The sequence below is a fragment of the Mesomycoplasma ovipneumoniae genome (genome assembly GCF_030012565.1).
In the GTDB taxonomy this organism is placed as follows: Bacteria; Bacillota_I; Bacilli_A; order Mycoplasmatales; family Metamycoplasmataceae; genus Mesomycoplasma; species Mesomycoplasma ovipneumoniae_D.
The window spans coordinates 942,762-955,464 of sequence record NZ_CP124621.1; the positions used below are offsets into that span (position 1 = coordinate 942,762).

General features: G+C 32.2%; 7 protein-coding genes. 1 reads left to right on the plus strand and 6 read right to left on the minus strand.

The window, feature by feature from the left end; genetic code table 4:
- The 5 genes from QJQ40_RS03380 to QJQ40_RS03400 form a co-directional block, all read right to left on the minus strand.
- Positions 1-4,236 (minus strand): DNA-directed RNA polymerase subunit beta', encoded by a 4,236-nt coding sequence (locus tag QJQ40_RS03380; protein ID WP_282861218.1) that lies wholly within the window; start codon positions 4,234-4,236, stop codon positions 1-3.
- A gap of 67 nt (positions 4,237-4,303) precedes the next feature.
- On the minus strand, positions 4,304-7,966 hold the full coding sequence (locus QJQ40_RS03385) for a DNA-directed RNA polymerase subunit beta (RefSeq protein ID WP_282861219.1): 3,663 nt from the start codon (positions 7,964-7,966) through the stop codon (positions 4,304-4,306).
- Positions 7,967-8,161: 195 nt separating this feature from the next.
- Entirely contained in the window at positions 8,162-8,527 is a 366-nt protein-coding gene (gene rplL, locus QJQ40_RS03390) for a 50S ribosomal protein L7/L12 (protein WP_010320971.1), read from the minus strand.
- 12 nt (positions 8,528-8,539) lie between these two features.
- Positions 8,540-9,037 (minus strand): 50S ribosomal protein L10, encoded by a 498-nt coding sequence (gene rplJ, locus QJQ40_RS03395; RefSeq protein ID WP_258825327.1) that lies wholly within the window; start codon positions 9,035-9,037, stop codon positions 8,540-8,542.
- A gap of 290 nt (positions 9,038-9,327) precedes the next feature.
- On the minus strand, positions 9,328-9,774 hold the full coding sequence (locus QJQ40_RS03400) for a hypothetical protein (RefSeq protein WP_282861220.1): 447 nt from the start codon (positions 9,772-9,774) through the stop codon (positions 9,328-9,330).
- A gap of 287 nt (positions 9,775-10,061) precedes the next feature.
- On the opposite strand from QJQ40_RS03400, the gene QJQ40_RS03405 reads away from it, so the two are divergent.
- On the plus strand, positions 10,062-10,883 hold the full coding sequence (locus QJQ40_RS03405) for a hypothetical protein (RefSeq protein ID WP_282861221.1): 822 nt from the start codon (positions 10,062-10,064) through the stop codon (positions 10,881-10,883).
- A gap of 334 nt (positions 10,884-11,217) precedes the next feature.
- Here QJQ40_RS03405 and QJQ40_RS03410 read toward each other — a convergent pair whose 3' ends face one another.
- Complete coding sequence (locus QJQ40_RS03410) at positions 11,218-12,702, minus strand: hypothetical protein (RefSeq protein ID WP_282861222.1); 1,485 nt, start codon at positions 12,700-12,702, stop codon at positions 11,218-11,220.
- Between the last annotated feature and the right edge of the window lies 1 nt (position 12,703).

Below are 12,703 nucleotides of genomic sequence, written 5' to 3' on the forward strand. Positions count from 1 at the left end.
TTAGCGTGAAGTTTTCATGAAAAAACTGAACGGATCACGGATGTCAAATTTGGACTTAGGTTCATAATTTGAATTTGTACCAGCAGGAATTTTGTGACCTACAATTATGTTTTCTTTAAGTCCTTCTAATTTGTCAGCTTGTGATGAGATAACTGAATGAACAAGAATTTTGGATGTTTCTTGATAACTTGCAGCGGCCAAAAATGAGTTTGAAAGTAGCGGAATTTGTTTAGCTCCTTTGACAATTATGTTTCCAAAAGCAGGATTTTTTCCTTCAGAAATCAGCTGACCATTGACTTCTTGATAGTCGCTAATGTCAACAATTGATCCAATGAAGAAATTAGAGTCTCCGCTTTCAGTAATTTGAATTTTTGACAACATTTGGCGAATAATAATTTCAATATATTTATCAGAAATTGTTATTCCTTGCATACGGTAAATTCTTTGAATTTCTTTTAGTAGGTAGTTTTGCAGTGTTCTAGCATCAGAAATTGCCAATAATTCTTTTAGAATGATTGGTCCTTCAACTAGTTTTTGACCTGGAATAACTTTGTCGCCAACTTGAACTCGAAGTTTCTGATTTTGCTCAACACGGACCATATGTTCAGCTTTTTCACCTTGAGCATTTTTATAGTCAATTGTAATTAAAAGTCCTTTGCTTGTCGCATTTTTTTCGGACAGATCAGAAATTTTGGTGATTGTTCCATAATAAGGTGAAATTTTTGCTGGCCGTCCTCAAGGGTGTTCGTGAGAGTCAATTAGTTCAATTAGGCGGGTAAATCCACCTGTAATATCTTCAACGTTGGCAACCCCTCCGGTGTGGAAAGTTCTCATGGTTAGCTGAGTTCCTGGTTCACCGATTGACTGGGCGGCAATAATTCCGACAGCCTCACCAATTGAAACTAAACGGTTTGTTGCCAAATCTTTTCCGTAGCATTTTTTGCAGACACTATTTTTGATATGACAGGACAAAATTGAACGAATTTCCACTTTTTTAACACCAGCATTTGCGATTTGTTTTGCAATTTGGAGATTAACAAGTTGTCCGCCGCTAGCAATTTTATTTCCTTTTGAATCATAGACATCTTTATTTAAAAAGCGACCTTCGATTCTTTCAATTAAAGGAACTATTATTGTATTAGTTTTAGTGTCAATTATATCTTTAACAACAAAGCCAAAATCTGAAAAACAGTCATCCGCTGCAACAACAATGTTTTGGGCAACATCAACTAGTCTTCGAGTTAGATATCCTGATTTTGCAGTGTTAAGCGCTGTATCGGTTAGACCTTTTCTAGCTCCGTGAGTTGAAGAGTAAAATTCAAATGAAGTTAGACCTTCAACAAACGATGACTTAACTGGAACTTCAACAATTGAACGAACAACACGTTCGTTTTCGGCATCGACCTTCAAGGCCTTAACGTTGTTGGCCATCAAACCACGCATTCCGGCAAGTTGGACGAAGTTAGAAATATTACCTCTAGCTCCAGATTTCATCATCATTACCAGCGAGTTGTGGGCTTCATTTACGATTGACTCATTAAGGTCGTCTTGAATTTCGTTCTTAATTTGAGTTCATTTTGCAATCGCCAGAACATATCTTTCATCATCAGTGATTAGACCTTGGTTGAAAAAGTTATTAAGTTGGCTAATATATTTTTCACCTTCGGCGATAAATTCGTGTTTTTTAGGTGCAACTTTAATGTCACTAATTGCAATTGAGGTTCCTGAAATTGTTGAGTAGTGAAATCCAAGATCTTTAATTTTGTCAAGAATTGAAGAAACCATGTTGTTGTATTTGAACCAAATTTTTTCTAAAAGGTCAACTTTTTCGTGATCTTCAAAAACACGGTAAATTTCGGCTCTTCCGGCTTGTTGTTGGCGTTTAAATAACTGGTCAAACTCAAAAATTGTAAATTCAGAGAGTTTTGCAAGGTGAGAAATTGGTAATTTTTCACCTTTGTAATCACGAAGTTTTTCGTAAATTAAAATACAGTCTTGATAATTTTCAAAGTCCAACTGGTCAATAACATTGGCAATATCTTCTTTTGCAAGAACTCCGTCATAGGTGTCAAAAATTTGTCTTACAATTTTTGCAATTGCTTTTTTGTTTAAAGGTTCATTAATTTGTAGATTTTGAATGTACTGGCGGAAATTTGTACCGTACGGTAAGACATATTTTTTGATTTGACGGGAATAATTTAGTTCTAATTCATCAACATTGTGGTCAAAAATAAATGGGAAATTCTCAGGGAAAATGTTATTTAAAATAAATTTACCAACTGTTGAAATTATGTGTCCACGTGAATTTTTTCCAACCAAAGGTTTGACTGACTCAAAAGGTAAAACGACTCTTGCATGAAGTTCTACAGATCGAAATTCATAGGCTTTTAGCATTTCATCATAAGATGAAAAGAATGATCCTTCACCTTTTGCACCAGCTTTTTCTTGGGATAAATAATAAAGTCCAAGCACCATGTCCTGCGAAGGATTAACGATTGGCTCACCATCTTTTGGACCTAAAATGTTTTTATCAGCAAACATTAATTCTCTAGTTTCACGAACAGCTTCAGGTGAAATTGGAATGTGTACGGCCATTTGGTCACCGTCAAAGTCAGCGTTAAACCCGGCAGTAACAAGTGGATGAAGTTGGATTGCCTTTGCTCGAACTAAAACTGGTTCAAAAGCTTGAATTGAAAGTCGGTGCAAGGTTGGGGCACGGTTAAGAATTATCGGTCTAGTTTTAATAACTTTTGCAACATGAGGTCAAATAATTGGATTTTCTTCTTCAATCATTTTACGGGCTGACTTAATTGAGCCAACTTTTTTTTCTTGAATTAAATTACGGATAATTCAAGGTTCAAAAAGAACAGCGGCCATTTTACGAGGTAGCCCAGCTTGGTGCATTTTTAGTTTTGGACCAACAACAATAACAGAACGACCTGAATAGTCAACACGTTTTCCAAGTAAGTTTTGACGAAATCTTCCTTTTTTTCCGGTAAGTGAGTCAGAAATTGACTTCAAAGGACGGTTTTCTTTTGTTGTTACTTGGTTGGTTGTTTTTTTCTGATTGTCAATCAGAGCATCAATTGCTTCTTGAAGCATTCTCATCTCATTTTGGATGATAATTACAGGTGCTTCGGATTCTTTTCATCTTTTTAGACGGTTATTTCGAATTATAATTCGACGATAAAGTTCATTACAATCACTTGTTGAATGACGAGAACCATCAAGTTGAACCAGTGGTCTTAAATCGGCCGGAATTACCGGAAGATTTTTAATAATCATTGATTTAGGGTCTTGGCCTGAATTAATAAAAGCGTTAATTACCTGCAATCTTTTATAGAGTTTGTCGCGTTTTTGGTTTTTTATGACAACTTTTTTGTTTTGGTGAGATTGTTTTTGTAAAACTGCAAGTTCAGCTTCTACTTGTTTTTTTTCAGCATGTAAGTCTAATTTATCAAGCAAATACTCAATTGCTTCAGTTCCAGTTGCAATTCGGGCATCGGAAAATTCTTGAATTACTTCATTAAGCTCGTAATAATCTATCCCGTATTCACGGCCTATTTTACTTGAGGCAAGATCGGTTAATTCTGAAAGAGCCTCAGCAACTGCTTCATATTCATCAGTTTCGGGCTCGTAAGTTTCAAGAATTTCGACAAGTGCATTTTTGTAAATTAGTCCCGCTTCAGAAATGTCGATTATTTTATTTTTTTGCAGTGATTTTAGACCACCAGTTTCAAGAACGATGTGAGATTTATAATAAATAAGCTGTTCTAGGGCTGTTTTTGAAATATTGGAAGTTAATTTATCACCTTCATAAACTTTTAGACCTAAAAGTTTTGCAACAATCGAGTGATCGATTTTGAAAAATCAAAAGTGCAAAATCGGTGTATTAAGCGCAATATGACCCATCGCATAACGACGGGACAATTTTGACATTATTTGTGATTTTGAAATTTGACACTCTTTTGTGGCAATACAGAGTTGATTTTCGTTTGCTTTACGGTATTTTCGTCCACAAATTGAACATTTAAAATCAACAAGTGGACCAAAAATTAACTCATCAAAAAGTCCGCCTCTTTCTGGTTTGAAGGTTTTATAATTAATTGTCTCAGGACGGGTTACTTCACCACGAGATCAGTCAAGGACATCTTGAGGGGTTGCAAGTGCAAGGGAAATTTTTTCGATTGAATTTTCGTAAATTTTTGCATACTGGCGAGAAACCTTTGTGTTCATTTTTTAAATTCTCCTTTAAAAATAGGCATAATTTGCTTTTAGTTAAAAAAGTGAATTATTCCCTCAATTAGTCAAAATCGATGTTTTCTTCATCAAAGTCATACTGATCGTCATTATAGTCAATTTGACGACGTCCTTCACCGGGAAATTCATCGTTATATTCGTCAATAATTTCAGATGGAATTTCGGCAAATTCAAGATTATTTGTTGTCTCAACTTCTGGTTCATCAAATAGATGTTTTTTGTGAACTTCTAATTTAATTAAAAGTCCACGAAGTTCGTAGGCCAAAACATTGAATGACTCAGGTGTTCCTGGCCGCGGAATTTGTCCACCGGAAATTATATTATTATAAAGTAAATTTCGACCTTGAATATTATCAGATTTATAGGTTAAGAGTTCTGATAAAACAGAGGCAGCCCCAAAAGACTCGAGCGCTCAAGTTTCCATTTCCCCGAATCTTTGTCCACCGTTTTGTGATTTTCCACCTAAGGGCTGTTGGGTTGTTAAAGAATAAGGACCAATTGATCTTGCATGCATTTTATCGTCGACCATGTGTTGCAATTTAAGCATGTACATGTAGCCAACTGAAACTGGATTTTCAAAAGGTTGACCTGTAATTCCGTCAATTAATTTAAATTTTCCTGACTGCGGAATATTAGCTTCTTTGAATAAATCTTGAATGGTGTCAATTTTGATACCATCAAAAACAGGGGTAACAAATTTTGTATCAAGTTTTTTTGCTGCCATACCAAGATGAAGTTCTAAAACTTGACCGATATTCATACGTGATGGCACACCTTGGGGATTTAAAACAATGTCAATAGGTGTTCCGTCTTCTAAAAATGGCATGTCTTCAACTGGAAGAACAACAGAAACAACACCTTTATTTCCGTGGCGTCCAGCCATTTTGTCGCCCACTTTGATTTTTCTTTTTTGGGCGATCAAAATTTTGACCAGCATTCCAACACCTTCTTCGAGATTATCACCTTGATCTCGAGAGAGAATTTGGACATCAATTACAGTTCCACCTTCACCATTTTTTACCCGGAGTGAGGTATCTTTTTGTGCCAAGGCTTTTTTACCTCAAATTGCGGCCATTAATTTTTCTTCGGCTGTTGGGTTGTCTTCCCCTTTTGGCGAAGTTCTTCCGACTAAAATGTCACCAGTATCAACCTCTGAACCAACAATTACAATCCCATTTGCATCAAGATGAGCACGTGATCTGGCTGAAGCATTTGGCACTTCAGCGGTTAGAATGTCATTTCCTGCCTTAGATGAACGGAATTTTATTGTCTGTTCTTGAATGTGAATTGAGGTAAAAACGTCGTCTTTTACGAGCTTTTCACTAATAATGATGGCATCTTCGTAGTTGTAGCCATATCAAGTACTAAAAGCGACAAGGACATTTTTACCAAGGGCAAGTTCACCATTTTCGGTGGACGGACCATCACAAATTAGTTGACCTTTTTTAACAAAGTCACCGACTTTTACAGTTGGTTTTTGTAAAATTAGTGTTTCTTGGTTTGATTTTTCAAAAGCCCGTAAAAAATAGGTTTTTGTTGAATTTTCGGAGTTAACAACGATTTTTTTTGCATCAACAAAAATGACTTTTCCATCTTCAAGGGCGCGAATATTTGTTGCTGAAAAACGGGCAATATCTGCTTCAATTCCTGTTGCAACTAGTGGGGCTTCTGGTTTAATTAGTGGAACGGCTTGACGTTGCATGTTTGAACCCATAAGTGCACGGTTAGCATCATTATTTTCCAAGAAAGGAATTGCTGAAGCCGAAATTGATGTCATTTGCATTGAAGAAACGTCGATATAATCGACTTGATTTGCATCAAGAACAAGATATGTCTGATTTTTACGAACGGTTAATTTGTCAGCAATAATTTTGTTGTTTTCATCAATTTCGATTGAAGACTGAGCAAAACTAAGTCCAAATTCTTCGGCGGCAGTTAGTCAGTGAACTTTACTAAAATCAACAACACGATTTGTGACTTTATAATAAGGAGTCATTATAAAACCGTATTTATTTGTGCGTGAAAAAACTGAAAAGTTAAGAATTAGACCGATATTTTGCCCTTCAGGAGTCTCAACAGGACAAATACGACCATAATGAGTTGCATGAACATCCCGAACCTCAAACTGAGCAGTATCACGATTTAAACCACCTGGACCAAGTGAAGTTACCCGTCTTTTATTGGCAGTTTCTCCTAAAGGATTAATTTGATCCATAAATTGTGATAATTTTGAGGAGTTAAAGAAATTTTTAAACTGATTATAAATTGGTTTGTTATTGATAATTGATTTTACAGTTAGCTGTGATAAATCAGATTTTGAAGAAATTCTCTCCTTACTGTTTTTTTCAATTTTAGTAAGGGCAATTAAAAACTGATTTTGTAAAAGTTCACCAACACTAACGATTCTTTTATTAATTAATGAATCAGGATCGTCATTTTTCCCTAAATTGTGCAGTAAATTAAAGTAATATGAAACAATCGCGATTATATCTGATAAAACCAAAGTAGTTTCGGTCAAACTTGGGTCTGTTGCAATTACGCTTACAGGTTCAGTTTCTTGAATCATCGCTTTTTTGTTTGGTCAAACTTTTACAATAGCAACATAAATTCTTTCACCAAGACGTTCATTACGGCTAATTTGTAATTGACGAGCATAAATAGTTGAATCCACACCTTCAATTGTGGAGAGTTCAAACTCAGAGTTATTGAATTTTTCCTGAATTTCAATAGCAATTGAGCGACTAATGTATAGTCCTTTTTGGTATAAAATTTCGCCTTCTTTATTTACTAAATCTTCAGCAAGATAAGTCTGGGAGATTCGGTCAATTAAATTCAACTTTGAATTTAACATGTAACGACCTGTTGCTGAAAGATTATAACGTCTTTCATTGAAAATAATTGACGGAATTAGGTTTTTTAGACCATCTTCAGTAACACGGTCATCTTTACGAATTATGCGATAAATTGACTCAAGATTTTCATCAATTGAGTCAATTTTGTGACGGCGAATTGACTCTTGTAATTCTGGTGAATTTCCAAAATACTTACGAATTGTTTCGTTTGTAAAACCAAGACTTTTTAAAAACGCCATTAAAGGGATGTTTTTATGTTTATCAACACGAAACTTAACTGTGTCAACTTGGTTTCCAGTAACTTTGTGGAAAATTTCCATTCATGAACCAAGTTGCGGGATAATTTCGACCTTATTAAAAAGGTCATCAGCTTGACGATTTCGAACATTTTCACGGAAACAAACACCTGGAGAACGAATTAATTGTGAAACAATAACTTTTTCAAAGCCATTTATAATAAAAGTTCCGCCTTGGGTCATAAATGGAAACTCAGAGAGTAGAATTTCTTGTTCTTCCATTTCCCCATCTTCAACTTGAATTTTAACTAAAGTAACATAAACTCTAGCAGCATAAGTTTTACCTTTGATTTTAGCTTCACGAATTGCTAAATATTCATTTTCAGGTTTTTCAACTCTAATTGAATCAGGACGAAATTTAATTTCCAATTTACCGTTTGAAGAAACAATTGGAAAAATTTTATCAAATGCTTGTGCAATTCCAGTGCTTAAGAACCAGTCAAAAGATTCACGCAAGGAATCTAAGAAATCTGGCGTTTCTAGTGTATTATTTGTCTTTCCGTAAAAACGGCGCTGGGTTCCTATGCCATAAGATTTTAATTTAAATAATTGGTTCATGACTCACCCCTTTTTCCCCTTTTTTGTTTAGGTTATATATTATATTTAAAAAGCAAAAAAATCAAAGCGTTTTTATACAAAATTTCAAAAAAATTAATAAAATATTAAAAAAATATTTTATTTTAGTAAAGTAAAAATAACAAAAAAGGCGTTTAGAACACCATTTTTGCTTTTTAAAATTAATTTTTTGAAATATTAATCAATAGAAACTTCAGCTCCGGCTTCTACTAATTTAGCTTTGTATTCCTCAGCTTCTTCAGGTTTTATTGCTTCTTTTATGACAGAAGGTGCTGCATCAACAAGTTTTTTAGCATCCATCAAACTTAATCCAAGCATATCTTTAATAACTTTTATAACAGCAACTTTTTGTTGTCCGGCTGCTTTTAGAGTTAATTTAACTTCAGATTTTACTTCAGCGGCAGCTTCTGGAGCAGCTGCAACAGCAACAGCAGAAGGATCTACCCCAAATTCTTCTTTAAGAGCGTCAACAAATTCCATTACTTCTTTAATTGTCATTTCTTTCAATGACTCAATGAATTGTTCTTTAGTAATTTTAGCCATTTTTTTCCTTTTTTATGCAGTTATTTTTTGTTCATCTATTAATAATTTAAGTCCAAAAGCCAATTGTTTCAGTGGGGCTTGAAGAGAAGAAGCAAGCATTGTAATTGCTTCAGTGTAATTTGGAAGTGAAGCAATAGCGGTATTTTCTTGCGGTGTAACAACACTTTTTTCGTAAATCCCACCTTTTAATATTAATAAAGGTTGATCTTTTGCGACTTTTGTAATAATTTTAGCGGGTGCAATTGGATCTTGTAGACCAAAAGCAAATAAATTTGGACCCACTAATTCTGATTTTAGATTAGAAAAACCGAGTTCATCTGCTGCAATTTTGAAAAGTCGATTTTTATAAATTCTAGTAAAAACACCTGATTTCTTTAGTTCCTGACGTAAACTTTCTAATTCAGCGACTGAAAGTCCGCGATATTCAGCAATTGCTAAAGAAGAAGATTTCTCGAGCAAATCTCTAATTTCAGTAATTATTTCTGCCTTTTTTTGGCGAAAAGCGTTCAAATCTAGACTCCTTTCTGTTTTAGGAGCAATACTTTGAAAATACATTCAAACAACAAATTAAGTCATTCTGACAGTTATTATCTCTATGTATTGCCTTCAAAATTATACCAGAAAGAAAAAAAATTCAAAATAAATTAGTAAAAAAAATTAACAATGTGTTTTTTGACTTTAAAACAGTCACTATTTCAAACTAATACCAAACACTAAAGCCGCCATAAAAACGTTTTAATGTTTGGTATTGATTTCTTAACGAAGTGTAATTTCTAATTTTTTAAAACTTTTAATTTGACTTATGCTATTTTTGGAGTGGCATTGTCTAGTGATTCCTTTTTGTCGTTGTGGGCAAGAACCAAAAACATTACCATTGAAAATACATCGAAAAATGGTACGAAAAAGCCAATAATCGCTGTAATTCTAATTACTGTAAGTTTTTGTGATTTTGCTGAATTTTGCTCTATATTCACAAAAATTTTGTTAGGAAAACTTACTTTTACGATATAAACAATCGTTAAAACTCGGTTTACAAAAGTAACAAAAATTCAAATAAACATAGTTGCTAAAACACCAGAATCAACAACAACTGATTCGCGATTTGTAATTAATTTGCTAAAGGCAGGGATGACAAATAAGAAAAATAAAGTAACGCCAAATATAAATTTAATAAGACGTGTTGCTAGTGACAAATAAACTAAATTTTTCAAATTGTCCACAGGTTTTCTTGTTTTACTAATTGTCATAATATAATAAATTATAGCCTATTCCTGTTTAAAATCTACAAATTTATTTTTAAATTTTAAGTTGCTGGCCTTCTGTAATTTAGACTTTAAAAACATTGTAAATTTTGAGCCACAAATGTTTGATGGTCCAAATAAAACATAAGATAAAAATTTAAAAAATCTAACTTTTTAAATTTTTTGATATAAAAGTACATTTTTTTAGTAAATTTCCCTTTATTTTATAAGTAATGCTATAATTAATTGTGTAATCCGCAAAATAAAAACAATTTCCTGAGGTGGTATAGCTTATGTCAAAAAATAGTAAAAGAAATTTTTGAACTTTTTTCTCCCTTGGAACCTGGCTTTGAATTCAAAGCTCAATTTTAGTTGCTGTCGGTGGGTATTTGGCTTATGTTTATGATGTTCAAAGTCAACAACAGTTGTCAAAAATAAGTACATTTCAATTTTGAAATGATAAAAATAATGTCTTAACATTTGAAGGTGAATATCCTCGTTTTTTTATAGATAACATCCATAAATTAACTGATGAAGAATTAAAAACAAAAACAGGCTCTAAAGAATCATTGAGTTTCCACGATTTTAGAGATGAGTATGTGTTTGTTTATGAAAATCATCATAATAAAAATCAACTTTCATTTAAAAAGGAAAAACAGGAAAGTGAAAAAAATAATCAATTACATAACACTCATTTAATTAAAAATAAGCAAGATCTTGTTAACCTAATTATACCCAATAAACCTAATAAGCAAAAATTATTCTCAACAACTCATAGACCTCTTATGGGATATCTTGATGAAAAAGAGATTGATGAACTAGGTAAAACAATTGATTTATCAAACAAAGATGTAATCATTTTGAATAATTATGTTAGTCAACTTTTTGGTTCTTGAGGTGATCGAAGAGCAAAAGGGCTAAATCTTGTTGATTTTAATTTTAATGAAAATACAAAAACAATAGAATTAAAGTGGAAATTCGAAGACTACCGCAAAAAATCAGCATTTGCTCAAGCAATTGGTTACTATGATTGGTTTAAAAGTTATGTTCTTCTAATTGATAAAAATAAAATTGATAATCTTGATAGCATAAAGTTTACATCTACCTTTTCTTAAAATTTTAGATAATTTTTTTAAATCTTCATCTTTTTAACTTGGAGATTTTGGTCAAAAAAGGTCTAATATTTGCAACTTTGCTTCATTAGATTTAACTTTTGGTATTGCTTAGTTGAGATATTTTGCTGTTTTATGCTTCGCCTTGATAGCCCCAATTTATTCCAGAAATTTATAATTACAACTACCGATTTGACCAACAAGATATCTGTTTAATTTAATGAAAATATCCAAATTTTATTCTTGTCCTGGCAGTTCACAGAATCTCACTCAATAAAAAATCGCCATAATATGATAAAAATTGACAGTTTTTTTAATGATTTTGCCAAAACTCAAATTAAGCTGCTGTTATTTGATTATGGAATGAGTTAAATTCCTCTAATGTCTTGATTTTTATGTACTCTATCTTTTTAATATCAGTATTTCCAATATCTATTTTTTCAAATTTTTGGAGATCTTTTATTATAAATTTATCTGGTTCAACGGCAAAATTAGGAAACAAATCTTTATAATTAAAGGTATAAATTTTAATTATATCTTTGTCTATCTTTCAATATAAAATCTGATCGTCAAAAATAATTTTTGGATCCTGTTTTTTAAGTATGAATTTATTAAATTCTTCAGAATTATTATCCTTACTAATGAACAAATTTGAAGGGTGAAAAGCCTCGCCCCAATGCCAGTTTTTTAATTGCGTATGATCACTAATGAATTTTTTTGTCTGTTCTAATGTAGAAAAAATTTGGTCTTCTTCAGTATTTGGACTTGGTGGATTTAACTCCTGCATAGCATATAAACGAGTGAGTTGAAAAGGGTTTCTCTTAAAAATTTCTTGCTTTTTTAAAAGAAATTTTTTAAACTCACTTGATTCTTTATGGCGAATAATTTTATTGTAAAGTACAAGATCTTCAATATTACTAATATGAATATCTAAACTACGGTCAAAAACATGTTTGTTTGACTTATCTATAATTTTGTAAAAAATATCAAAATCTGTAATTGTGGTATTTGGACGCAGAGTGCGTCTAGGAACAATTACTCTTGGTTTCTTTATTCCTGTTATTACTTTTGGTGTCCTTGCTCTTTGTGGACCGGTGTATCTGTACTCTATTCTTGAGTGAAAAAAATTTTTAAATTTTGAATCAAAAGAAATAATGCCTGTTTTTCCATCATTTTGGTTATTTTGGAAAATATGATTAGGATTTAATGATACTATTTTTGATTTTGAATTAAACCATGAGTCATCAACAATATCATCAGGACGTATAAAAATAATAACTGATTTTTTCTCAAAAAAATCAGGTGTTGACAAAATTCTTTTACTTAGTTTTTCAATTTTTAACTTAGAAATAAAAGATAAGAAATCATTTTTATTATCTAAGACAACGAAATTGTCGGCAATTTTCTTGTCTTTTAGTTGTCGTTGATCCCAAATAACATTAAATTCCATTGTGTCTTCGTTTTTGAAGGTCTCAGAAGAAAAGAACCTTGACAATTGTATTAAAGCGATATTGTCATCTGAATCATCAAATAAATAGTCTTCAAATAGGGGGTATTTTTGAATTAATAAATCCAATTTTTGGGGTTGTTTTTTCAAAATGTTATGTCAATATGGGTTGTTTAGTCATAAAAGTTTATTAAGGTCAGTTATTTTTTTAGTGCCTGAGATACTAAAAAAATTATTATTATTATTATTATTATTATTATTATTATTATTATTATTATTATTAAGAACCAAAGCAACAGAAACCGCGGCAGCAGCACCTAAGTTAGTTAATATAAATCCTAATAGAAAAATTTTTTTATATTTTTTTAAATCCATG